27 protein-coding genes are annotated in these 22004 nt (G+C 62.6%); 10 read left to right on the plus strand and 17 right to left on the minus strand.

Annotated features, from left to right (window positions below):
- Positions 1-148: 148 nt before the first annotated feature.
- From ahcY to AC0ZT5_RS19025, 6 genes are all read right to left on the minus strand, one after another.
- The gene (ahcY, locus tag AC0ZT5_RS19000; RefSeq protein ID WP_095083195.1) at positions 149-1549 is read right to left on the minus strand and encodes an adenosylhomocysteinase; all 1401 of its coding nucleotides are present in this window, start codon (positions 1547-1549) and stop codon (positions 149-151) included.
- 182 nt (positions 1550-1731) lie between these two features.
- Entirely contained in the window at positions 1732-2028 is a 297-nt protein-coding gene (locus tag AC0ZT5_RS19005; RefSeq protein ID WP_095083198.1) for an HPr family phosphocarrier protein, read from the minus strand.
- A complete protein-coding gene (locus AC0ZT5_RS19010) occupies positions 2025-2426 on the minus strand; it encodes a PTS sugar transporter subunit IIA (protein ID WP_056589309.1) in 402 nt (133 codons plus the stop codon). Before AC0ZT5_RS19010 ends, AC0ZT5_RS19005 begins: the two co-directional genes overlap by 4 nt.
- A gap of 164 nt (positions 2427-2590) precedes the next feature.
- Entirely contained in the window at positions 2591-3052 is a 462-nt protein-coding gene (locus AC0ZT5_RS19015; RefSeq protein ID WP_111545059.1) for an HPr kinase/phosphorylase, read from the minus strand.
- 14 nt (positions 3053-3066) lie between these two features.
- A complete protein-coding gene (locus tag AC0ZT5_RS19020; RefSeq protein WP_488497669.1) occupies positions 3067-4854 on the minus strand; it encodes a stimulus-sensing domain-containing protein in 1788 nt (595 codons plus the stop codon).
- A gap of 84 nt (positions 4855-4938) precedes the next feature.
- Positions 4939-5640 (minus strand): response regulator transcription factor, encoded by a 702-nt coding sequence (locus AC0ZT5_RS19025; protein WP_013528337.1) that lies wholly within the window; start codon positions 5638-5640, stop codon positions 4939-4941.
- A 341-nt stretch (positions 5641-5981) separates the two neighbouring features.
- On the opposite strand from AC0ZT5_RS19025, the gene AC0ZT5_RS19030 reads away from it, so the two are divergent.
- The 3 genes from AC0ZT5_RS19030 to AC0ZT5_RS19040 all read left to right on the plus strand — a co-directional run bounded on the left by AC0ZT5_RS19030 (position 5982) and on the right by AC0ZT5_RS19040 (position 8866).
- Positions 5982-7592, plus strand: coding sequence for a phosphoenolpyruvate carboxykinase (locus AC0ZT5_RS19030; RefSeq protein ID WP_488497670.1), 1611 nt, complete (start codon positions 5982-5984; stop codon positions 7590-7592).
- Positions 7593-7683: 91 nt separating this feature from the next.
- Positions 7684-8121, plus strand: a complete 438-nt coding sequence (gene arfB / locus AC0ZT5_RS19035; protein ID WP_184873081.1) for an alternative ribosome rescue aminoacyl-tRNA hydrolase ArfB — start codon at positions 7684-7686, stop codon at positions 8119-8121.
- A 94-nt stretch (positions 8122-8215) separates the two neighbouring features.
- Positions 8216-8866 (plus strand): alpha-ketoglutarate-dependent dioxygenase AlkB family protein, encoded by a 651-nt coding sequence (locus tag AC0ZT5_RS19040; RefSeq protein WP_488497671.1) that lies wholly within the window; start codon positions 8216-8218, stop codon positions 8864-8866.
- Positions 8867-8950: 84 nt separating this feature from the next.
- Here the strand turns inward: AC0ZT5_RS19040 and coaA are convergent, their stop codons facing one another.
- The 9 genes from coaA to hisB form a co-directional block, all read right to left on the minus strand.
- Positions 8951-9910 carry a type I pantothenate kinase gene (gene coaA / locus AC0ZT5_RS19045; protein WP_488497672.1) on the minus strand — a complete coding sequence of 320 codons (960 nt, stop codon included), beginning with the start codon at positions 9908-9910 and terminating at the stop codon, positions 8951-8953.
- Positions 9911-9934: 24 nt separating this feature from the next.
- Positions 9935-10258 (minus strand): phosphoribosyl-ATP diphosphatase, encoded by a 324-nt coding sequence (locus AC0ZT5_RS19050; RefSeq protein ID WP_477281373.1) that lies wholly within the window; start codon positions 10256-10258, stop codon positions 9935-9937.
- Positions 10259-10329: 71 nt separating this feature from the next.
- Positions 10330-11124, minus strand: coding sequence for an imidazole glycerol phosphate synthase subunit HisF (gene hisF / locus AC0ZT5_RS19055; RefSeq protein ID WP_488497673.1), 795 nt, complete (start codon positions 11122-11124; stop codon positions 10330-10332).
- Positions 11121-11957: an arginase family protein gene (locus AC0ZT5_RS19060; protein ID WP_488497674.1), complete on the minus strand. Its 837-nt coding sequence runs from the start codon at positions 11955-11957 to the stop codon at positions 11121-11123. The genes hisF and AC0ZT5_RS19060 overlap by 4 nt, the downstream gene beginning before the upstream one ends.
- Entirely contained in the window at positions 11954-12703 is a 750-nt protein-coding gene (gene hisA, locus AC0ZT5_RS19065; RefSeq protein WP_488497675.1) for a 1-(5-phosphoribosyl)-5-[(5-phosphoribosylamino)methylideneamino]imidazole-4-carboxamide isomerase, read from the minus strand. Before hisA ends, AC0ZT5_RS19060 begins: the two co-directional genes overlap by 4 nt.
- Before the next feature lie 3 nt (positions 12704-12706).
- The gene (locus tag AC0ZT5_RS19070; RefSeq protein ID WP_488497676.1) at positions 12707-12997 is read right to left on the minus strand and encodes a DUF1330 domain-containing protein; all 291 of its coding nucleotides are present in this window, start codon (positions 12995-12997) and stop codon (positions 12707-12709) included.
- A gap of 6 nt (positions 12998-13003) precedes the next feature.
- Entirely contained in the window at positions 13004-13654 is a 651-nt protein-coding gene (gene hisH / locus AC0ZT5_RS19075; protein WP_488497677.1) for an imidazole glycerol phosphate synthase subunit HisH, read from the minus strand.
- A gap of 1 nt (position 13655) precedes the next feature.
- Positions 13656-14132, minus strand: a complete 477-nt coding sequence (locus AC0ZT5_RS19080; RefSeq protein WP_488497678.1) for a DUF2628 domain-containing protein — start codon at positions 14130-14132, stop codon at positions 13656-13658.
- Between the two features lie 4 nt (positions 14133-14136).
- Positions 14137-14736: an imidazoleglycerol-phosphate dehydratase HisB gene (gene hisB / locus AC0ZT5_RS19085; protein WP_488497679.1), complete on the minus strand. Its 600-nt coding sequence runs from the start codon at positions 14734-14736 to the stop codon at positions 14137-14139.
- Positions 14737-14947: 211 nt separating this feature from the next.
- Here hisB and hslV point away from each other — a divergent pair, with 211 nt between their 5' ends.
- The 7 genes from hslV to AC0ZT5_RS19120 all read left to right on the plus strand — a co-directional run bounded on the left by hslV (position 14948) and on the right by AC0ZT5_RS19120 (position 20385).
- Positions 14948-15499 carry an ATP-dependent protease subunit HslV gene (gene hslV / locus AC0ZT5_RS19090; protein WP_184873070.1) on the plus strand — a complete coding sequence of 184 codons (552 nt, stop codon included), beginning with the start codon at positions 14948-14950 and terminating at the stop codon, positions 15497-15499.
- 69 nt (positions 15500-15568) lie between these two features.
- Positions 15569-16120 (plus strand): GNAT family N-acetyltransferase, encoded by a 552-nt coding sequence (locus AC0ZT5_RS19095; RefSeq protein WP_488497680.1) that lies wholly within the window; start codon positions 15569-15571, stop codon positions 16118-16120.
- Positions 16117-16836, plus strand: coding sequence for a hypothetical protein (locus tag AC0ZT5_RS19100; protein WP_488497681.1), 720 nt, complete (start codon positions 16117-16119; stop codon positions 16834-16836). Before AC0ZT5_RS19095 ends, AC0ZT5_RS19100 begins: the two co-directional genes overlap by 4 nt.
- Positions 16787-17272 (plus strand): hypothetical protein, encoded by a 486-nt coding sequence (locus tag AC0ZT5_RS19105; RefSeq protein WP_488497682.1) that lies wholly within the window; start codon positions 16787-16789, stop codon positions 17270-17272. The genes AC0ZT5_RS19100 and AC0ZT5_RS19105 overlap by 50 nt, the downstream gene beginning before the upstream one ends.
- Before the next feature lie 50 nt (positions 17273-17322).
- Entirely contained in the window at positions 17323-17922 is a 600-nt protein-coding gene (locus AC0ZT5_RS19110) for a DUF2585 domain-containing protein (RefSeq protein ID WP_095083238.1), read from the plus strand.
- A gap of 4 nt (positions 17923-17926) precedes the next feature.
- Positions 17927-19240, plus strand: a complete 1314-nt coding sequence (hslU, locus tag AC0ZT5_RS19115; protein WP_477281355.1) for an ATP-dependent protease ATPase subunit HslU — start codon at positions 17927-17929, stop codon at positions 19238-19240.
- 185 nt (positions 19241-19425) lie between these two features.
- Positions 19426-20385, plus strand: coding sequence for a DUF1402 family protein (locus AC0ZT5_RS19120; protein WP_488497683.1), 960 nt, complete (start codon positions 19426-19428; stop codon positions 20383-20385).
- Between the two features lie 53 nt (positions 20386-20438).
- Here AC0ZT5_RS19120 and AC0ZT5_RS19125 read toward each other — a convergent pair whose 3' ends face one another.
- Together AC0ZT5_RS19125 and AC0ZT5_RS19130 are read right to left on the minus strand one after the other, a co-directional pair.
- Positions 20439-21677, minus strand: coding sequence for an NAD(P)/FAD-dependent oxidoreductase (locus tag AC0ZT5_RS19125; protein WP_488497684.1), 1239 nt, complete (start codon positions 21675-21677; stop codon positions 20439-20441).
- A complete protein-coding gene (locus AC0ZT5_RS19130; protein ID WP_477281349.1) occupies positions 21674-21988 on the minus strand; it encodes a MocE family 2Fe-2S type ferredoxin in 315 nt (104 codons plus the stop codon). Before AC0ZT5_RS19130 ends, AC0ZT5_RS19125 begins: the two co-directional genes overlap by 4 nt.
- Positions 21989-22004: the final 16 nt, after the last annotated feature.

Raw genomic sequence — 22004 nt, forward strand, 5'->3', positions numbered from 1 at the left:
TTGATCCCCCTCTCGGGCCGGAAGCGTCGCGAATCACCTGACAATAAACCCTCGCCGAATCGCCGTGAAGGCTGGCGACGCGCAAAAATAAAGCCGGGCGAAAAGTCAATCGCCCGGCATCAATATCTGGTAGCAATTTTAGCTTTGGTTAATAGCGGTAGTGTTCCGGCTTGAACGGTCCCTGCTGAGTCACGCCGATATAGGCAGCTTGCTCGCCGGACAATTCGGTCAGGCGGGCGCCAAGCTTGTCGAGATGCAGGCGCGCGACCTTTTCATCGAGATGCTTGGGCAGGACATAGACCTGGTTCGCATACTGGCCGGGCTTGGTGTAGAGCTCGATCTGGGCCAGCACCTGGTTGGTGAAGGAGGCCGACATGACGAAGCTCGGGTGACCAGTGGCGTTGCCGAGATTGAGCAACCGGCCTTCCGAAAGCAGGATCATCCGCTTGCCGTCCGGGAAGGTGATCATGTCGACCTGCGGCTTGACGTTGGTCCATTTCAGGTTGCGCAACGCGGCGACCTGGATCTCGTTGTCGAAGTGACCGATGTTGCCGACGATCACCATGTCCTTCATCGAGCGCATGTGGTCGAGGGTGACGACGTCCTTGTTGCCGGTGGTGGTGATGACGATGTCAGCGGTGGGTGCCGCATCTTCCAGCGTGACGACTTCAAAACCATCCATCGCCGCCTGCAGGGCGCAGATCGGGTCGACCTCGGTGACCTTGACGCGGGCGCCGGCGCCCTTGAGCGAGGCCGACGAGCCCTTGCCGACGTCGCCGTAGCCGCAGACGACCGCGACCTTGCCGGCCATCATGGTGTCGGTGCCGCGGCGGATGCCGTCGACCAGCGATTCCTTGCAGCCATATTTGTTGTCGAATTTCGACTTGGTGACCGAGTCGTTGACGTTGATGGCGGGGAAGGGCAGCAGACCCTTCTTCTGCAGCTGGTAAAGCCGGTTGACGCCGGTGGTCGTCTCTTCGGTGACACCGCGGATCGCCGCCTTCTGCTTGGTGAAGAAGCCGGGCGACGCCTTCAGGCGCTTCTTGACCTGGGCGTAGAAATACTCCTCTTCCTCGCTCTGCGGGTTGGACAGCACGTCCTCGCCGGCCTCGGCGCGGGCGCCGATCAGGATGTACATGGTGGCGTCGCCGCCATCATCGAGGATCATGTTGGAGGTGCCGCCGTCGGCCCACTGGAAGATCTTGTCGGTGTAGTCCCAATATTCCTCGAGCGACTCGCCCTTGACGGCGAACACCGGAATACCCGCCTCGGCAATGGCCGCGGCCGCATGATCCTGGGTCGAGAAAATGTTGCAGGAAGCCCAGCGAATATCGGCGCCGAGCGCCTTCAGCGTCTCGATCAGCACCGCCGTCTGGATGGTCATGTGCAGCGAACCGGTGATGCGCGCGCCCTTCAGCGGCTTCTTGTCGCCGAATTCCTCGCGGCTGGCCATCAGGCCCGGCATTTCGGTTTCGGCGATCTCGATTTCCTTGCGGCCCCAGCCGGCAAGCGAGATGTCGGCGACCACATAGTCCTTGCTACCCGTCATGGCAGTGCTCCGATGCGAATTGTTCTTGCTGCGAATTGGTTGCGGATGCGCCCACGCCGGTCGGCGCGTCGAAGGGCGCGAATTGCCGGTCTGACTAGCAGATCGGGGCTTGGACGACAATGGGATATAAAGAAATCTTTATCCCTGCATGTCCATCGGACATGCTTTGGCGATGTAGAGGATCAGCTTTCCTCGCCGAAACGGGACGCCACCAGTTGCTCCAGCGCGTCGATGACCTGCAGCGCCTGCGGCCCGCTGGCGGTGACACGGATCGAGTAGCCCGGGCTTGCCGCCAGCATCATCAGGCCCATGATCGAGGTGCCGCCGACCTTGACGCCGTCCTTCTCGACATGCACCGAGGCGTCGAAGCCGCTCGCTAGCTGGACGAATTTTGCCGAGGCGCGCGCGTGCAGGCCACGCTGGTTGATGATGGGAAAGTCCCGGACGATCTGATCTTCTTCCGGGGACAGCGCGTTCATTTGCTGCTCAAAAGCTGGCTGGCGACGTTGATGTATTTGCGGCCGGCGGCCTGCGCCTCGTCAAGTGCGGCCGCCATGTTGTCGCCCTTGCGGATCGAGGAGAGCTTGATCAGCATCGGCAGGTTCATGCCGGCGATCACCTCGGTGCGGCCGGACTCCATCACCGAAATGGCAAGGTTGGAGGGCGTGCCGCCGAACATGTCGGTCAGCACGATGACGCCCGTCCCGGTGTCGACACGGGCGACGGCGTCGACGATGTCGCGGCGACGCTGCTCCATATCGTCATCGGCGCCGATCGCCACGGTTTCGAAATTGTCTTGTGGCCCGACGACATGTTCCACGGCATGTCGGAACTCGGCGGCCAGTTGACCGTGCGTTACAAGCACGAGTCCGATCATTCTTTGGTGGCTCCCGTCATCGCCGCTTCACAGGCGCATATTATGCTCGCCAGCCATTCCAGGCGGCGGGAGCGCTATCTTGTCGACGCGAGGCCGGTTGACAAGCCCCAAATTGCGCCGGCCCATGCCATTTTGACGCATTGCAACAAAAAATCCGGAGCGGATCATAGAAAAGGCGCGATCGACAGCCGCGCCATCACGGCGGGCAAGGCTGTGGCGGCGTTGCGCTCGGCAAGGTCGATACGCGGCACCGGGCAGCCTGCGACCGGCTCACTGATTTCCTCCTGGAAACGGGCCATCTCTGCCTTTGGCACCAGCCTCACATGCAGGTCGATCACTCCGCCCGGCTCGAACGGCAGCGGGCGGGGCATGAATCCAGGCACCTCGGCGAGACCGGCAATGGTCGCCGGCACGCGACAGACCAGCCGCCCGGCGCGGGCCGCGGCAAGCAGCCTGTCGTCGCCGATCAGCCGCGAGAACAGCCCGCGCGCGCGGCAATGGTCCAGCAGTGTCAGCGCCAGCGTCGTCTTGCCGGCGCCAGACGGCCCGGTGATAAGGACACCGCGCTCACCGATCAGGATCGCGGTTCCGTGAATGTTTTCAGGCTGCGCAACTGGATCAGGCACGATCTTATCCGGGATCATGCTTCTGCCGGCAGTGTCACGACGAAGCGCGCGCCCTTGATTTCGCCGGGCTTGGTGCCGGGGATGTTCTCGGCGGTCAAGGTGCCGCCATGGGCCTCGACGATCTGCCTGGATATCGACAGGCCTAGACCCGAATTCTGGCCGAACGCCTCGCCTGCGGGCCGGTCGGTGTAGAAGCGTTCGAAGATGCGGTCGATGTTGTCGGCGCGGATGCCGGGACCATTGTCGTCGACGGTGACGATGTTGAACTTGCCGGCGCGCGCCAGCGACAGGCTGATGTGGCCATGGTCCTCGGGAACGAAGGAGCGGGCGTTCTCGATCAGGTTGGTGATGACCTGGCCGATGCGCAGATCATGACCGACGACCACATAGCCTTTGACGCCCTGCGGCAGCTTGGCGACCTTGAACTCGATCTCGACGGCCTTCTTGTTGCGCGTGGCTTCACGCGAGACGGCAACGAGATCGGTGATGAACTTCTTCAGGTCGACCGTGCCTGCATCTTCACGTGCCAGTTCGGCATCGAGACGGGAGGCGTCGGAAATATCGGTGATTAGCCGGTCCAGCCGCCTGACATCGTGCTGGATAATGTCCATCAGCCGGCTGCGCGAATTGTCGTTCTTGGCCAGCGGCAAGGTTTCCACCGCGCTGCGCAGCGAGGTCAGCGGATTCTTCAATTCGTGTGACACATCAGCCGCAAAACTTTCGATTGCCTCGATGCGGGCGTAGAGCGCGTTGGTCATGTCGCGTATGGCGATCGACAGATTGCCGATCTCATCCTGGCGGTCGGAAAAGTCCGGAATTTCCTCGCGGCTCTTGACGCCGCGCCGCACCCGCACGGCCGCCGCCGACAGCCGGCGCAGCGGATTGGCGATGGTGGAGGCAAGCAGCATCGACAGGATAGCGGTGACAAGCGCCGCGATGCCGAAGACGCGCAGGATCGCCTTGCGCTCGGCGGCGACGATCTTGTCGATGTCACCGCCTTCGGTCGACAGCATCAGCACGCCGAGGACGGCGCGGAAGCGCTGGATCGGCACCGCCACCGAAACAATCTGCTCGCCTTGTTCCGAGACGCGCACGATGGTCGACGGGCTGCCGGTGAGCGCCTTGACCACTTCCGGGAAAGCCGCGCCATTGCCGCCCGGCTGCTCATGATAGACCGGCAGCTCGGTGTTGCGGAAGAAATCGAAGACGAATTTCTGGATGCGCTCGACCAGATCGGGCTCTTCCTCTTCGACCGGCGGCAGGTCGTAGCGCAGGATCTGGCCGCGCGAATAGAGATGGCGCGAATCGAGCAGCAGATTGGCATCGCGGTCATAGATGCGGGCGCGCGTGCGGGTCGGCGAGATCAGCCTTCGCAGCACCGGCGCGACACGCTCCGGATTGATCGGGAAGTCGAGATTGTCGAGCTGGTCCGAGCCCGGCCCAAGGCTTTCGCCGGCCTGCAGCTCGAGCAGCTTTTCCGGGTCGATGCTGATCGAATCCGTCTCGACCGTCGCCGACGCGGCGATGGCACCGGCGATGATCTCGCCCTGGGTCATCAGGCTCTCGACGCGGGCGTCGATCAGCCCGTCACGAAAGGTGTTGAGATAGAGGATGCCGGTGACCAGGACGGCGAGGCCGGCGAGGTTGAGGAAGAGGATGCGGCGCGTCAGGCTGGAAAAGATATGATGGCCGAGGAAGCGGCGCATCGGCACCGTGATTTTCGAGAGGAATGACGGCATGATACGCGACGGCCGCCTGGCAGCGCCCGCCGGTCTTGTTCGCTGCTGTGCTTCCACTGCCATCGAATAGCAGCTCCCGCCTAGTCTTTGCCTTGATGCATGTCGTTGTCCCAAAACCGGGCCCACTTTTGGGCGACATTCATCAGCTTACGCTTCGCGGAACCGGTATCCGACTCCGTAGAGGGTTTCGATCATCTCGAAGTCGTCGTCGACGGCCTTGAACTTCTTGCGCAGCCGCTTGATGTGGCTGTCGATGGTGCGGTCGTCGACATAGACCTGTTCATCATAGGCCGAATCCATCAGCGCATCACGGCTTTTTACGACACCGGGACGCTGCGCCAGCGAGTGCAGGATCAGGAACTCGGTGACGGTCAACGTCACCGGCTCGCCCTTCCAGGTGCAGGTGTGGCGCTCCTGATCCATGACCAGCTGGCCGCGTTCGAGCGAGCGGGCCTGCTGGCTGGGCGTCTTTGCCGCAGCCTCGCGGGCACTGGCCCGGCGCAGCACGGCGCGCACCCGCTCGACCAGCAGACGCTGCGAGAACGGTTTGCGGATGAAATCGTCGGCGCCCATCTTGAGGCCGAACAATTCGTCGATCTCGTCGTCCTTCGAGGTCAGGAAAATCACCGGAAGGTCGGACTTCTGGCGCATCCGGCGCAGCAGTTCCATGCCATCCATGCGCGGCATCTTGATGTCGAGGATGGCAAGGTTCGGCGGGCGTGCCGCCAGCCCTTCCAGCGCAGACGCACCATCCGTGTAGGTCTCGACACGATACCCCTCGGATTCGAGGGCGATCGACACCGACGTCAGAATGTTGCGGTCGTCATCGACAAGCGCGATTGTTGCCATTTCAAGCGGCTCCCTCATGAGCTGTCCCTTCTTTCGTAGAGAAGGGGCTTTTGCAGGACAAATTAGGTACAAAATGTGGCATAGGCCTTGTCCGCTGTCACGCGCGGCATGCCGGCGGCCACAATCCTACCTCGATATGGATTGGACGAACGAACACCGCCAATCCTTTGGGCAACCACCAAACTTTTTGCACATATAAACGATTTAAACAACTTTCAAAATTTTTAAATCGATTAATGATTTGATATCATTTGGCTTTTCTGGTTCTGACGATCTCAGCCTGCTTGTGGGCATGCCGAATATACGCCGGCAAAGACGCGGAAAACGAAGAGGGACACTTGATGTCGGAAGTCGGAAAACGCAATTCTGCCTGTGCGATCGATCATATCGGCCTGAAGACCACCGGCGTGGTGCGCTATAATTTCGGCGCGGCAGCCCTTTACGAGGAATCGATCCGGCGCAGCGAAGCCCGGCTCACCGCACATGGCGCATTGGTTGCCGAGACCGGCCAGCACACCGGCCGCTCGCCCAAGGACAAGTTCGTCGTACGCGACGGTGCCACCGAGCCGCATATCTGGTGGGACAACAACAAGGCGATCTCGCCGGCCCAGTTCGACCTTCTGCTTGCCGATTTCCGCGCGCATGCCGTCGACAAGGATCTCTATGTGCAGGATCTGGTCGGCGGCGCTGACGCAGGGCTGAAGCTGCCGGCCAGGGTGGTTACCGAACTTGCCTGGCACTCGCTGTTCATCCGCAATCTGCTCATCCGCCCGGATGCCGCCGAGCTCGAGCATTTCGTGCCCGAGATGACCATCATCGACCTGCCGTCGTTCCGTGCCGATCCCGCCCGCCACGGCAGCCGGACCGAAACGGTGATCGCTGTCGACCTGACGCGCAAGATCGTGCTGATCGGCGGCACCTCCTATGCCGGCGAGATGAAGAAGTCGGTGTTCACCATGCTCAACTATCTGTTGCCGGCGAAAGGCGTGATGCCGATGCATTGCTCGGCCAACGAGGGTGCGAGCGGCGACGCCGCCGTCTTCTTCGGCCTGTCGGGCACCGGCAAGACGACGCTGTCAGCCGATCCGTCGCGCACGCTGATCGGCGACGACGAACATGGCTGGGGACCGCACGGCATCTTCAACTTCGAAGGCGGCTGCTACGCCAAGACGATCAAGCTGTCGGCGGAGGCCGAGCCGGAAATCTTTGCCACCACGCAACGCTTCGGCACGGTGCTGGAAAATGTCGTGCTCGACGCCGACGGCGTGCCGGATTTCAACGATGGAAGGCTCACCGAAAACACACGCTGCGCCTATCCGCTGGATTTCATCCCCAATGCCAGCAAGACGGGACGCGCCAATCATCCGAAGAACATCATCATGCTGACCGCCGATGCCTTTGGCGTGATGCCGCCGATCGCCCGGCTGACCCCGGCGCAGGCGATGTACCATTTCCTGTCCGGCTACACCGCCAAGGTGGCCGGGACCGAAAAGGGCGTGACCGAACCCGAAGTGACGTTTTCGACCTGCTTCGGCGCGCCGTTCATGCCGCGCCATCCCTCGGAATACGGCAATTTGCTGCGCGAACTGATCGCCCGCCATGATGCCGACTGCTGGCTGGTCAACACCGGCTGGACCGGCGGCGCCTACGGCACCGGCAAGCGGATGCCGATCAAGGCAACGCGGGCATTGCTTGCGGCGGCACTCGACGGCTCATTGAAGACGGCCGAGTTCCGCACCGACCCTCATTTCGGTTTCGAGGTGCCGGTGGCGGTTCGCGGCGTCGACAGCGCCATTCTCGACCCGCGGTCGACCTGGGCCGACAAGGCCGGTTACGACCGGCAGGCGGCAAGGCTGGTCGGCATGTTCGCCGTCAACTTCGAGAAATTCGAAAGCCATGTCGACGCGGTGGTGCTGGGTGCCGCGCCGCGCATGCAGGAAGCGGCGGAGTAATCACGCCATTGGGCTGAACTCAGTCTGTCGTTGAAAGGCCCGGTTTCGATCGGGCCTTTTCTTTTTCGATCCGCCGCGCCATGACTGCGGCATGGCGAGCGACGACGACATCATCATTGCCGACGATGCGGTAATCCATCCGGGCGACCTGCACGAGGACTTCATCCGCTCGTCCGGTCCGGGCGGCCAGAACGTCAACAAGGTGGCGACGGCGGTGCAGCTGCGCTTCGACGCAGCCAACGCAACGGGCCTTTCGGAGCGCGTACGCGAGCGGACGATCAAGCTTGCCGGCCAGCGTGCCACCAAGGACGGCGTCATCGTCATCGAGGCAAGCCGCTTCCGCACGCAGGAACAGAACCGGGCGGACGCACGGGCAAGGCTAACGGCGCTGGTCGCCAAGGCCGCCGAGCCGCCACCGCCGCCGCGCAAGAAGACGCGGCCGTCGAAGGGCGCGGTGGAGCGGCGGCTGAAGAGCAAGGCTGGACGCGGCACGATCAAGAAACTGCGCGGCCGGGTCGGCGACGACTGAGCCATCGGAAGCGTCTGCAGATGCGGTTTTCGGGTCGCTGCCGGTGACCCGTCATGGCATCATGTTTTCACACGACCAATGTGATTGAACAGCCATGCTCGTCCTGCCAAAAGGCGTCCGCCACATGCCGGCCTATCTGTCTCGCACCGTGCAGGAAGCGTTGGTCGAGGCGGTGAGAGGCATCGTGCAGCAGGCGCCGCTGTTCGTTCCGGCGATGCCGCGCACCGGCAAGGAGATGAGCGTGCGCATGACCAATTGCGGTCCGGTCGGCTGGGTCACCGACAAGGAGCATGGCTACCGCTACCAGCCGACGCATCCGGTGACCGGATTGCCATGGCCGCCAATCCCGGACGCGCTGCTCGAGCTGTGGCAGCAGGTGTCGGGCTATCGGCACCCGCCGGAAGCCTGCCTGGTCAATTTCTACACGCCGGATGCAAAAATGGGCCTGCATCAGGACCGCGACGAGGCCGATTTTTCGGCACCGGTAGTTTCCGTTTCGCTGGGCGACGATTGCTTGTTCAGGGTCGGCCAGACGACGCGTGAGGGCGGCACGAAGTCGTTCAGGCTGAAAAGCGGCGACGTCGTGGTGCTCGGCGGCGAAGGACGCCTCAGCTTTCACGGCGTCGACCGCATCTACCCCTCGACCTCGGCGCTGCTGAAAAATGGCGGGCGCATCAATCTGACGCTGCGGCGGGTCACGAAACCAATCCCCGCCGCGACGAATGAAGTCTCGGAAGAAGGCTGATTGAGCTTTGTTCTGACGCAATCCCGGACGGAAACCGCTTCACACTTTTCCTGGAATTGCTCGAGACGCCCTTGGCGGCCCTCGTCACAGCTTCCTGAGCGCCACTTCCTCGATCAGGTGATCGGCGCCCTTGCGCAGGATGAGGTCGGCGCGAGCCCGCGTCGGCAGGATGTTCTCGCGCAAATTCTTCAGATTGATGTTTGTCCACAGGCCTTCGGCAATGGCGCGGGCCGAATCCTCCGAGAGCTGCGAATAGCGGTGAAAGAAGGAATCGGGATTGCGGAAGGCGGTCTCGCGCAGCCGCATGAAACGGGCGGTGTACCATTGATGGATCAGCTTCTCGTCGGCATCGATATAGATGGCGAAGTCAAAGAAATCCGACAGGAAGGGCACGATCTTGCCGTCCTGCGGCAGCTTGCCGGGCTGCAGGACATTGATGCCTTCGAAGATCAGGATGTCGGGGCGGTCGATGGTGACGAACTCGCCGGGAATGACGTCATAAGTCAGGTGCGAATAGACGGGCGCCCGGACATTGCGCTGCGCCGACTTGATGCCCGATAGGAAGCGCAGCAGAGCGCCGACATCGTAGCTGTCGGGAAAACCCTTGCGCTCCATCAGGTTTTCGCGGCGCAGCACCTCGTTGGGCAGCAGGAAGCCGTCGGTGGTGATGAGATCGACCTTGGGGCTCGACGGCCAGCGCGCCAGCAGCTCCTTCAACACGCGCGCGGTGGTCGATTTGCCGACCGCGACGGAGCCGGCAATGCCGACGATGAACGGCGTTTTTTCCACGTCGACCGCATTGAAGAAGGCCTGGCGTTGCCTGAACAGCAATTGGCTGGCCTCGACATGCGCCGACAGAAGCCGCGACAGCGAGAGGTAGATGCGTTTGACCTCTTCGAGGTCGACCGGGTCGTTGAGCGAGCGCAGGCGGCGGAATTCATCCTCGCTCAGCGTCAGCGGCGTGTCGGCGCGGAATTGCGACCATTGCTCGGCGGAGAAGAAACGAAAGGGAGAATATTTCTCGGTCGGCGCGAGCTGATCCATCGAGATACCTGCCCTCCCTCACGGTCAGCCCTTGGGCCGTGACGCCTTCTCGGCAATGCCCGAACGACCCGTGCGGCCTTCGAGTTCCCTGAGCACGTCGCTCAACGGAACCCCTGAGATGCCGAGAACGACGAGCCAATGATATATAAGATCCGCACTTTCCGAAACGAGAGCCTGTTTGTCGCCCTTGACGGCGGCAATCACTGTCTCGATCGCCTCTTCGCCGAGCTTCTGCGCCGCCTTGTCGATGCCGCGCGCAAACAGCTTTGCCGTCCAAGACTCCGGGTCACCGGAACGGGCACGTTCCCTGACGATTTTTTCCAGATCGGAGAGCGAAAACTCGGTCATGGGCGTTATCTATCTGCTTGTTTAAGCATGATCTTTTCTGAAAACCGGTTCTCACTTTTCGGGCTCATGCTTTAGGTCCGATTGTTCGTGGAGTCCAGCCGCATCGGCAGCCCGGCCTCGGCCATATGCGCCTTGGCCTGCCCTATCGTGTAGGTGCCGAAATGGAAGATGGAGGCTGCCAGCACCGCGCCGGCATGGCCGTCGCGAATGCCTTCGACCATGTGATCGAGCGTGCCAACGCCGCCGGAAGCGATGACCGGCGCGCGCACCGCGTCTGCAATCGCGCGGGTCAGCGCGATGTCGTAGCCGGCCTTGGTGCCGTCACGGTCCATCGAGGTCAGCAGGATTTCGCCGGCGCCGCGATCGACCATCAGCCGAGCGAATTCGACCGCATCGATGCCGGTCTTCTCGCGTCCGCCATGGGTGAAGATCTCCCAGCGGTCGGCTTCGCCGGCGCCGGACACCTTCTTGGCGTCGATCGCGACGACGATGCACTGGTTGCCGAACTTGTCGGCGGCCTCGGCGACGAAATCCGGGTTCTTCACCGCCGCCGTGTTGATCGACACCTTGTCGGCGCCGGCTAGCAGCAGCTTCCTGATGTCGGCGACCTGGCGTACGCCGCCGCCGACGGTCAGCGGCATGAAGCACTGTTCGGCGGTGCGGGCAACGACGTCGAAGATGGTCTCGCGATTGTCCGATGACGCCGTGATGTCGAGGAAGCAGAGCTCGTCGGCGCCGGCCGCGTCATAGGCCTTGGCCGCCTCGACCGGATCGCCGGCGTCGATGAGATCGACGAAGTTGACGCCCTTGACGACACGGCCGTTCTTGACGTCGAGGCAAGGGATGACACGGGCTTTCAGCATCACCTTCCCTCTATCGCGGCAATGAGATCGTTAAGCAGCTGGCCGACCAGCGGTGGAACATCGCCCTGGGCGTCGAAGGCCGGATCGTAGGCGGAAACAGTGATGCCGACGACCGGCACCGCAAGCGCCATGGTGCAAGCCGCGCCGCGCAATTGTTCCGGGTTCGGCCCGCCCGAACTGACATAGCGGTTGGCCTGCAGTTCCTCCGGATCGTGCACGTCCAGATCGAGATGCATGTGAATGCGTTTGGCGCCGGCGGCCTTCAGTCTTTCGGTCGCCTGGGCCACTCCAGGACATTCCGTTCGAAGGATCGGCAATGTCTCGAGAAGCTGTTTTTCAGCCGGATCGAGATCGCGTGCGTTGACGAGCACGCAACGCGACGGATCGATCGGCTGGAAGCCGGGAATGGCCGCCGTCATCGGACGCCAGCACAGGCCGAGCACGGTCGCGAGCGCCATACCGTCGAGAAAGCCATAGACGGATGTCTCGGGCGTGTTGAGATCGCCATGCTGGTCGGCCCAGACAATCGCATCGGCACCTTCGCCGGCGACCGCGCCGGCGCTGGTCAGGCAATTTCCTGAGAGAACGATGGGAAAGCGGCCGCGGTCGCGAGCAAAACGAACCTCGGCTGCGACCGCATTACAGACGGCAAAGCCGGTGGTGATCTCGCGCTCCTGGGCGTCTCCGACCCTGCCTATGTCTTCGACCTCAATGTCATGACCGGCCATGGTCAGGGCTTCGACGAGCCCGCCTGATATCAACGCGTCGGGACCCTGGCCCATGCCGCCATGATAGTGGCCGCTGTCGTAGGAGGCCAGGATGATGGAGATCTTCACCGCCGCATCTCCACCGCCGGCCTGCCTTGCAGGATCGCCAGCGCCTCGGCCGGATCGATGCGGCCGTCATAGAGCGCCCGGCCGGAGATCGCGCCTTCGAGTTTTTCGGCATCGGGCATGGTCATACGCACGATGTCGGCGATCGAGGCGAGGCCGCCGGACGCAATGACGGGAATGGACACGGCGTCGGCGAGGTCGATGGTGGCGTCCCAATTGATGCCGGTGAGCACGCCGTCGCGGTCGATGTCGGTGTAGATGATGGCGGCGACGCCGGCACCCTCGAATTTCTTCGCCAGTTCGATGACACCGAGGCTCGACGCCTCGGCCCAGCCCTCGACCGCCACCTTGCCGCCCTTGGCGTCGATGCCGACGGCCACCTTGCCCGGGAACGCCTTGCAGGCCTGCTTGACCAGATCTGGGTCGCGCACCGCCACCGTGCCGAGGATGACACGGGCGAGCCCGCGGTCGAGCCAATCTTCGATCTGCTCCAGCGTGCGGATGCCGCCGCCGAGCTGGACCGGGTTCTTCGTAGCCTTGAGGATGGCACCGACCGCCGCGCTGTTGACGCTCTGGCCCTTGAAGGCGCCATTGAGGTCGACGACATGCAGCCATTCGAAGCCCTGCTGCTCGAAGGCTTTTGCCTGGGCGGCCGGGTCATCGTTGTAGATGGTCGCGGTCGCCATGTCGCCGTGTTTCAGGCGCACGCACTGGCCGTCCTTGAGATCGATGGCTGGAAACAGGATCAATTTTCAGGCGCCTTCAACGATGACGAAATGGCCGGTCGAAGCGGCAAGCCGGAACTTCGAGGCGTGCTGATATTCCGGCGAATGATAGCATTCGACCGCCTTGTCGTAGGATTCGAACTCGACCAGCACATGGCGGTTGCCGGTCGGTCCTTCCGGGTTCTCGTAGCGACCGGCCCGCACCGGGAATTTCGCGCCGTATTTCGCAAAGGCGACCGCATTCGCCTCGATGTACTGCTTGTACACTTCGGGATCGCGGACATCGATCATCACCATCCAATAGCCCTTCTTGCTCATGATCCTTCAGGGCCTCCAGCGCAGGAAATTGGTGATCAGCGCCAGGCCCAGCGCCTGGCTCTTTTCGGGGTGGAACTGCGTGCCGACGAGATTGTCGCGGGCGACGGTGGCCGTCACCGGGCCGCCGTAGTCGGTGACCGCCAGAACCTCGTCGGACTTCTGCGCGTCGAGATGGTAGGAATGCACGAAATACGCATGCAGTCCGCCGGTTCCGGTCGGAATGCCCGCAAACAGCGGGTGTTGACGCTTGAGTTCAATCGTGTTCCAGCCGATCTGCGGGATCTTCAGCGCCGGATCGGCCGGCATAATCTCCTTGACGTCGCCGGCGATCCAACCAAAGCCGTGCGTCACGGTCTTTTCCAGGCCGCGCTCGGACATCAGCTGCATGCCGACGCAGATGCCCAAGAAAGGCCGGCCCTTCCGAACCGCGACTTCCTCGACCGCTTCCCACATGCCTGCGACGCCGCGCAAGCCGGCCGCGCAGTCGGCATAGGCGCCGACGCCGGGCAGGACGATGCGGTCGGCGGTGCGGACCCGTTCGGCGTCGGCGGTCAGGTCGATTTCAGCCGATATGCCGGCTTCACGCGCGGCGCGCTCGAAGGCTTTGGTGGCCGAGCGCAGATTGCCCGAGCCGTAATCGATGATCGCAACCCGCATCTCAGGGTCTTCCCGGAATGTGGGTCAGCCCCAGCGCCATGCCCGGCTGCGCCGGGCGCGCCAAGGCGGCATCCGGGACCATGCGCGGCGGCGGTACGGCTTGATCGGAAAATGCTTCCGCTTCCAACGCGTAGCGCCCGTCGGCATCGTCGAGCCGACCGGCCTCGACCACGCCCCATTCGTGCCAGCCGCGGCGGCGAAGTGCTGCGATGCGCAGCCCCTGCCCCTCCAACCCGACATAGAGCGAAACCAGCAGCGACAGCAACGAACCGGTCAGCCCAAGGCCCAGCTTTTGGCCAAGCAATGAAAGCAGGCCCGCGACGACGAAGGCGAGTGCGGCTTCGATCCACAGCCTATGCCACGCGAACCAGAGCGGGGGCACCAGGAAGCCGAGCCAGGTGAAGCCATCGCGGACAAAGGTCGTTGCGTCGACCTTCTCGCTGCGGCCGGGCGGTTCCATCACGACATAGATGGCCATGACCTTATCCCTTCAACGATCCCTTGGTGGAGGGAACCGCGTCCGGCTGGCGCGGGTCGCGTTCGAGCGCAGTGCGCAGCGCACGCGCCACCGCCTTGAAGCAGGTCTCGGCGATGTGGTGGTTGTTGGCGCCATATTGGTTGGTGACGTGCAGCGTGATGCCGGCATTCTGCGCCAGCGCCTGGAAGAATTCACGCACCAGTTCGGTGTCGAACGTGCCGATCTTCGGCGACGAGAAGGAAACGTTCCAGACCAGGAACGGCCGGCCGGACACGTCGATCGCCGCGCGCGTCAGCGTCTCGTCCATGGCAAGGTCGATCGAGGCATAGCGCATGATGCCGCGCCGTTCGCCGAGTGCCTTGGCCAGCGCCTGGCCGAGCGCGATGCCGGTGTCTTCTACGGTGTGGTGGTCGTCGATATGCAGATCGCCCTTGGCCCTGACCGTCATGTCGATCAGGGAATGGCGCGACAGCTGATCCAGCATATGGTCGAAGAAACCGACGCCCGTCGAAATGTCTGACTTGCCCGAGCCGTCGACATGAACCGATACAGCAATATCGGTTTCCTTGGTCTTGCGGCTTGCTTCGGCGGAACGGGGCGACATGACTTGTCCTTGTCCCAGGGTTTCACGCGTTCCAAGCCTTCACCGGCTTGAAAACGAAAGCCTTCTAGCAGCATGATCCGGCGATTGCCAGTTGCCATCCTGGTCGCTATCGAGCCGTTTGCAATAACCGGGCCTGTGCATACATATGGCCGATCAACTCACTCGTACCGCGCCAATCGCCTTTTGGGATGGCGCGAATCGGAGCCAGGAAATGTCAAATGAACTGACCATGCACGCCACGACCATCGTGACGGTGCGCAAGGGCAACAAGGTGGTGATCGCCGGCGACGGCCAGGTCAGCCTTGGCCAGACCATCATGAAGGGCAACGCCAAGAAAGTGCGCCGCATCGGCAAGGGCGGCAATGTGATTGCCGGTTTCGCCGGCGCCACCGCCGACGCCTTCACGCTGCTGGAGCGGCTGGAAGCCAAGCTCGAACAGTATCCCGACCAGTTGACGCGCGCCTGCGTCGAGCTCGCCAAGGACTGGCGCACCGACCGCTACCTGCGCCGGCTGGAGGCAATGATGCTGGTCGCCGACAAATCGATCTCGCTGGCGCTGACCGGCACCGGCGACGTGCTCGAACCCGAACATGGCGTCATGGCCATCGGCTCCGGCGGAAATTACGCGCTGGCTGCCGCACGCGCGCTGATGGACACCGACAAGGACGCCGAGGAGATCGCCCGCAAGGCGATGCAGATCGCGTCCGACATCTGCGTCTACACCAACAACAATTTTGTTGTCGAAACGCTGGATGCCGCTTGAGACGCTGGATGCCGCCTGAGCAAGCCGGCCGTGATCCCGAAAAGTGGAAACCGGTTTTCGGAGAAGATCTTGGCCAAACAAGAAGATAGAGCCTCATCCCGATCTCATCAGGATGAATCGGGCTCGCTCTACGATTTTCGGCCGGTGACGGAAAGAGACCTGCCGATGATCGCCGGCTGGCTCGCCGAACCGCATGTCGCCAAGTGGTGGGACGACCCCGAGACGGAAATCGCCGAGATTCGCGACCATATCGACAGCATTTCCGTCGAGCCGCTGATCGTCGAACTCGACGGCAAGCCGATCGCCTACCTGCAGAGCTACGATCCGCATCTGGAAGACGACCACCCCTATGCCGACCAGCCGTTCGGCACGCTCGGCATCGACCTGTCGATCGGCCGGCCGGAGCTGATCGGCCTCGGCCACGGCTCGGCGATCGTGCGGCAATTCGTCGACCAGCTGTTCGAGGAAGGCGTGCCGCGCGTCATCATCGACCCGCATCCGAACAATGCACCAGCGATCCGCGCTTATGAGAAAGCCGGCTTTGCCGCCTTTGACACCCGGACAACGGAATACGGGCCAGCCCTGATGATGGCGCGCGAAGCACCACAGGAGGCCGGTTGATCAGCGCTGAAACACTCGACAAGGCAGTCGCAGCAGGTCTGATCTCGCAAATCACGCGGGATCAGCTGGAGGTCATGGAACGCGCGGTCGCTCTCACCCCCGAGGGCAGGCGCGCCGATGACGATGGTGACGAGGAAAACCTGCGGCTGGTCGGCGGCGGCAACGATCTGTTCGTCACCGTGGGAACCGTCCTGCTCAGCGCCGGCTTCTTCTTTGTCCTCACCACCTTGCTTCCAGGCCAGACATCCTGGATCGCTGGCATCCTCGCGGTTTTCGCCTGGGGGCTCGCCGAAATTGTCACGCGTCAGCACCGGATGAAATTATCGTCGTCCGTCCTTGCCCTGATTTTCATGGCCGCCACTCTGGTCGCTCTGGCGCTACAAGTGGAGGTCAGCTTCGGCATACGCAAGCCGGAGACTATCTGGCAGCTATTGGCGTTGCGCCAGACGGCGTCCCGGGCCGGTTATCTGTTCCTGGGCGGAGGAATAATCGCGGCGGCGATCTATTTCTGGCGCTTTCGTGTCCCCATCATTGCCGGGGCTATCGCCATCGCCTTCACACTGCTTGCCTTCCTGCAAACGGCGATAATCCTGTATGACAGTGTGACAACGGGCGCGATCGCACCGCCGCGCCTTGAGGATGTTCCCGAATTGCTCCGCGCGGCACTTGCCGCTGATCTGCGGCCTGATCGTGTTCGCAACCGGTGTGGCTTTTGACATTTACGATAGGGATCGACGCAAGATCTGGTCCGATTGCGCTTTTTGGCTGCATGTCGTCTCGGCGCCCATGCTGGTGCATCCGCTTTTTATCATGGCAACCGGCCAGAACGTCCTATTCGGACATATCGCACCGGACGCCAATGCAACCATTATGCTGACGATCCTGATCCTTGGCTTCCTCTATGTCGCGCTCGCCATAGACCGCCGTTCGCTTCTGGTTCCTACGTTGGCTTACTTCGGCTCGCTGGGCATCTATTATCTGGTGAATTCCGCCTCCGATTCGACGGGCGTCCCGCCTTTTGCATTGATCCTGGTCGTTGTCGGCGCGCTGATTATTCTGTTCGGGGCTGGCTGGCAGCGTATCCGGCGGATTGTCGTCAAACCCACCTTGCCTGCGGCCGTGATCCGCCGGCTACCGCCGCTGAAGGCGTGACGGGCTTTGTGATGGTCGAGACGGGTGACGTGGAAGAGAGGCAATAGGGCATGAACGCATCGGGCGACGACAACAGCTACTCGGCCTATGAAGACAGCTGGCGAATGGGGCTGCTGCTAGTGCTGGCCCTGCTCATCTTCCAGGCCGGGGCCCTTTACGGCATGGGTCATCCGCCGATCTGCACCTGCGGTTACGTCAAGCTCTGGCACGGCGTGGTGAACAGTTCCGAGAACTCCCAGCACATTTCGGACTGGTACACGTTCTCGCACATCATCCACGGCTTCCTGTTCTATGCGCTGGCACGGTTCCTGTTTCCGCGTTCGCCGATCGGCTTGAGGCTGGCATTCGCGGTTCTCATCGAAGGCGGCTGGGAGTTGCTGGAAAACAGCCCGTTCATCATCGAGCGCTACCGCGCCGGCACGATCTCGCTCAACTATTACGGCGACAGCATCATCAATTCGGTGTCCGACACACTGGCCATGGTGCTGGGATTTGTGATGGCGCGAAGGCTACCTATATGGGTGATCGTCAGCCTCGCCATCATCTTCGAACTCGGTACCGGCTATCTCATCCGGGACAATCTAACACTCAACGTGATCATGCTGCTGCATCCGTTCGAGGCCATCAAGCAGTGGCAAAGTGGAATTTAGTGATATGAGCACATTCTCCCCCCGCGAAATCGTTTCGGAACTCGACCGCTTCATCATCGGCCAGAAGGACGCCAAGCGCGCCGTGGCCATCGCCCTGCGCAACCGCTGGCGCCGCCAGCAGCTGGAAGGCCAGATGCGCGAAGAGGTGATGCCGAAGAACATCCTGATGATCGGGCCGACGGGCGTCGGCAAGACCGAGATTTCACGCCGCCTTGCGCGCCTTGCCGGGGCGCCTTTCGTCAAGGTCGAGGCAACCAAGTTCACCGAAGTCGGCTATGTCGGCCGTGATGTCGAGCAGATCATCCGCGACCTGGTCGAGATCGCCATCGGCCTGGTGCGCGAGAAGATGCGCGAGGACGTCAAGGCACGCGCCCACATCAACGCCGAGGAACGCGTGCTGGAGGCGCTGGTCGGCAAGACCGCGAGCCCGGCGACCCGCGATAGCTTCCGCAAGAAGCTGCGCGACGGCGAACTCGACGACAAGGAGATCGAGATCGAAGTGGCCGACACCGGCAGTGGCGGCATGCCCGGCTTCGAGATTCCCGGCATGCCGGGCGCCAATATCGGCGTGTTGAACATCAACGACATGCTGTCGAAGGCGATGGGCGGCAAGAAGACCAAGACGCGCAAGACGACGGTCAAGGAGTCCTACGCGCTGCTGGTCGGCGACGAGTCCGACAAGTTGCTCGACCAGGAGGAGGTGGTGCGCCGGGCGCTGGATGCGACGGAGAATGACGGCATCGTCTTCCTCGACGAGATCGACAAGATCGCGTCGCGTGAAGGCGGCATGGGTGCCGGCGTTTCCCGTGAAGGGGTGCAGCGCGACCTGCTGCCGCTGATCGAAGGCACCACGGTGGCGACCAAATATGGACCGTTGAAGACCGACCACATCCTGTTCATCGCCTCCGGGGCATTCCATGTCTCGAAGCCGTCGGACCTGTTGCCGGAATTGCAGGGCCGTTTGCCGATCCGCGTCGAACTGCGGGCGCTGGAGAAGGACGATTTCGTCCGCATCCTGACCGAGACCGAAGCCAGCCTGATCAAGCAGTATATCGCGCTGATGAAGACCGAGGGCGTCGACCTGACCTTCACCGATGACGCCATCGATTCGCTGGCCGGCATCGCCGTCGACCTCAATGCCAGCGTCGAGAATATCGGCGCAAGGCGGCTGCAGACGGTGATGGAACGGGTGCTGGACGAGATCTCCTATGACGCGCCCGACCGCAACGGCACTGCGGTCACCATCGACGCCGCCTATGTGGAAAAGCATGTCGGCGACCTCTCCAGAAACACAGATTTGTCGCGATTCATCCTTTAAAGGACGGCGCCGGGTCACTCCGGCGCCGGCTTCTTCAAAGTGACGCAACACAGTCCGGCAAACAGAATCATGTGTGACCAGATGGCACCATCTGGTCACCTTTCGTCTTGCCGGCGGATGGGGCGCTCTCGACTCGACCAAGAGCACTACCTAGTTTGCGCGGCAATATCTGCAGGCGGCGGCGCATGAAAAAACTGATCCTGGTCATTCTCGGCTTGACGCTGGCGGCGACGCTGTTCGCCGCCGATGCGGCGACACTGGTGCCGCCGGGAAACCGCAACGCCGAGCAGCCCGATATTCCCGGCGCTTCGAGCCGGCGCACGCAGGCCACCAACACCACCTTCCAGGCGAAGTACCGCAAGGTCTACGCCTTGCTGCAGAACGACGCCGACCTGCGCGGCAAGATCAAGAAGGCCGCCGCGGCCTACGGCATTAATCCCCTGCACATCGTCGGCGCCATCGTCGGCGAGCACACCTACAATGTCGACGCCTACGACCGGCTGCAGACCTACTACGTCAAGGCGATTTCCTATCTCTCCAGCAAGCTGACCTTCGCCTATGACGGCGAGGACATCACCGATTTCGTGCAGCGGCCGGAATTCAAGAAGTGCGCCGGGGTTTTAGACAGCTATGATCTGTGGGAATGCCGCGAGCAGGTGTGGAACCATTCGTTTCGCGGCAAAAGCGTCGGTGGCGAGAGCTTCCCGGACGACCGTTTCGGCGCCACCTTCTTCCAGCCCTACTACGCCGGCCAGACCTTCGGCCTCGGCCAACTCAACCCGCTGACGGCCTTGCAGATGAGCGATCTCGTGCACAAGGTTTCGGGCTTGCCGAAGCTCGACGTCGCCGATCCCAACTCGGTCTACAAGACCATAATGGATCCGGACCTGACGCTGCCTTACGTCGCGGCGACGATCCGGAAATCGATCGACGCCTACAAGAACATTGCCGGCTTCGACATTTCGGGAAATCCGGGGCTCACCGCCACGCTCTACAATGTCGGCAATCCGGAGCAGCGCGCCGAAGCGCTGAAGGCGGAGAACGACAGGCGCCGCGCCGCCGGCGAGCCTGAAAAGCTGCCCGAGGAGAATTATTACGGCTGGCTGGTCAACGACAAGCTGGCGGAGCTGAAGGCGCTTTTCTAAGGTGCCGTTTCAGGCTTTTGAGCCGGAACCGACGTCCTGCACCTAAGCTTTCTCTACGCCGCCAGCAACGACTTCAGCTTGATGGCCTGCGAGCCAAGTGCTTCCGGCGCCGGCATCGCCCTCTTGCTGATCAGCATTTCGGCGAGCCTGATGTCGCGGGCGACCGCATTTCCGGGACCGATGCCGCTGGCCGCCACCAGCCTGCCGTCTTCGTCCAGATGGAAGAGGATAAAGGCGCCGTCGCCGAGATCGCGGCGCACGACGCTGCGGCCTTCGTCGGAAAGCCCGGCGATCTGCAGGGACAAGCCATACTGATCCGACCAGAACCACGGCATCGTGGCATGCGCCTCGCCGGCGCCCAACATGTTCCTGGCGGCCAGCGCACCCTGTTCCTGGGCGTTGCGCCAGGCTTCCAGCCGCACGCGGCGGCCGCCATAGACGGCGAGTGGAAACGAGCAGCAATCGCCGGCGGCGAAGATGTCGGGATCGCTGCTGCGCAGCTCGGCATCGACTGCGATGCCGTTGTCGATGGTCAGCCCCGCTTCGGCCGCCAGCCCGGTCACCGGCACGGCGCCGATGCCGATAACGGCGAGATCGGCTGATATCTCCCGTCCGCCGGCAAGCGTCACGCGAACCTCTTTGCCGTCGTCGTCGACGGACGCGATGCCGTCTCCACACAAGATGCTCACACCCTCGGCAACATGCGCAGCATGGATGATTTCGGCGATCTCGGCCGGCACCCCACGCATCAGGATGCGCGGCTGCGCCTCGATGACGGTGACCGAAGCGCCCAGCTTGCGGGCCGCGGCGGCGAGTTCGAGGCCGATGAAGCCGCCGCCGACAATGGCGATACGCTTGCCGGCGCTGAGATGGGCGCGAATGGCCAGCGCATCGGCGAAGGTGCGGAGATAGACGCAGCGCGAACCCAATCCCGGCATCGGCAGCTTGCGCGGGGTCGAACCAGTGGCCAGCAGCAGCTTTTCGTAGGGCAGGGCCGAACCGTCCGACAGACGCACCATATGCGCCGCACGGTCGATCGCCACGGCCTGGACGGAATGGATATGTCGGATCGATTTTTCAGCCAGCAACTCATCACTGGCAATCGCCTTGATTTCGGGCGCCTCGCTGACCATCGCCTCCTTGGACAGAGGCGGGCGTTCGTAGGGCAGATGCGGTTCGTCGCCGACCAGTGTCACCGGCCCGTCATAGCCGAGATCGCGCAACGCCAGTGCCGCCCGGCCGCCGCATTCGCCGGCTCCGATGATGACCATCCCTCGCGTCATAGCGGTCATCCGACCTGGATGAGGACTTTGCCGGCGTCGACCTTGACCGGATAGGTCCTGAGGTTGACGCAGACCGGCGCGCCGCGGGCGTCCCCCGTCTTGTAGTTGAAGCGGCCATTGTGCTTGGGGCATTCGATGATGTCGTCCATCACCAGGCCATCGGCGAGATGCACCTTTTCGTGGGTGCATAGACCGTCGGTGGCGAAATAGTCATCGTCCGGGCTGCGATAGATGGCGAAGGTGCGGCCGCCATGATCGAAGCGCATCACATCCTCTTCATCGATGTCACCGGCGGCACAGGCCTCGACCCAATCGCTCATTCAATCCTCCCGTGGA

Source organism: Mesorhizobium sp. CNPSo 4670 (assembly GCF_057784235.1).

Bases quoted from the DNA above. Each gene is read 5' to 3' on its own strand.
- ahcY (WP_095083195.1), bottom strand. From the start codon at position 1,549: ATGACGGGTAGCAAGGACTATGTGGTCGCCGACATCTCGCTTGCCGGC.
- AC0ZT5_RS19005 (WP_095083198.1), bottom strand. From the start codon at position 2,028: ATGAACGCGCTGTCCCCGGAAGAAGATCAGATCGTCCGGGACTTTCCC.
- AC0ZT5_RS19010 (WP_056589309.1), bottom strand. From the start codon at position 2,426: ATGATCGGACTCGTGCTTGTAACGCACGGTCAACTGGCCGCCGAGTTC.
- AC0ZT5_RS19020 (WP_488497669.1), bottom strand. From the start codon at position 4,854: ATGGCAGTGGAAGCACAGCAGCGAACAAGACCGGCGGGCGCTGCCAGG.
- AC0ZT5_RS19025 (WP_013528337.1), bottom strand. From the start codon at position 5,640: ATGGCAACAATCGCGCTTGTCGATGACGACCGCAACATTCTGACGTCG.
- AC0ZT5_RS19030 (WP_488497670.1), top strand. From the start codon at position 5,982: ATGTCGGAAGTCGGAAAACGCAATTCTGCCTGTGCGATCGATCATATC.
- arfB (WP_184873081.1), top strand. From the start codon at position 7,684: ATGGCGAGCGACGACGACATCATCATTGCCGACGATGCGGTAATCCAT.
- AC0ZT5_RS19040 (WP_488497671.1), top strand. From the start codon at position 8,216: ATGCTCGTCCTGCCAAAAGGCGTCCGCCACATGCCGGCCTATCTGTCT.
- coaA (WP_488497672.1), bottom strand. From the start codon at position 9,910: ATGGATCAGCTCGCGCCGACCGAGAAATATTCTCCCTTTCGTTTCTTC.
- AC0ZT5_RS19050 (WP_477281373.1), bottom strand. From the start codon at position 10,258: ATGACCGAGTTTTCGCTCTCCGATCTGGAAAAAATCGTCAGGGAACGT.
- AC0ZT5_RS19070 (WP_488497676.1), bottom strand. From the start codon at position 12,997: ATGAGCAAGAAGGGCTATTGGATGGTGATGATCGATGTCCGCGATCCC.
- hisH (WP_488497677.1), bottom strand. From the start codon at position 13,654: ATGCGGGTTGCGATCATCGATTACGGCTCGGGCAATCTGCGCTCGGCC.
- AC0ZT5_RS19080 (WP_488497678.1), bottom strand. From the start codon at position 14,132: ATGGCCATCTATGTCGTGATGGAACCGCCCGGCCGCAGCGAGAAGGTC.
- hisB (WP_488497679.1), bottom strand. From the start codon at position 14,736: ATGTCGCCCCGTTCCGCCGAAGCAAGCCGCAAGACCAAGGAAACCGAT.
- hslV (WP_184873070.1), top strand. From the start codon at position 14,948: ATGTCAAATGAACTGACCATGCACGCCACGACCATCGTGACGGTGCGC.
- AC0ZT5_RS19110 (WP_095083238.1), top strand. From the start codon at position 17,323: ATGAACGCATCGGGCGACGACAACAGCTACTCGGCCTATGAAGACAGC.
- hslU (WP_477281355.1), top strand. From the start codon at position 17,927: ATGAGCACATTCTCCCCCCGCGAAATCGTTTCGGAACTCGACCGCTTC.
- AC0ZT5_RS19120 (WP_488497683.1), top strand. From the start codon at position 19,426: ATGAAAAAACTGATCCTGGTCATTCTCGGCTTGACGCTGGCGGCGACG.
- AC0ZT5_RS19125 (WP_488497684.1), bottom strand. From the start codon at position 21,677: ATGACCGCTATGACGCGAGGGATGGTCATCATCGGAGCCGGCGAATGC.
- AC0ZT5_RS19130 (WP_477281349.1), bottom strand. From the start codon at position 21,988: ATGAGCGATTGGGTCGAGGCCTGTGCCGCCGGTGACATCGATGAAGAG.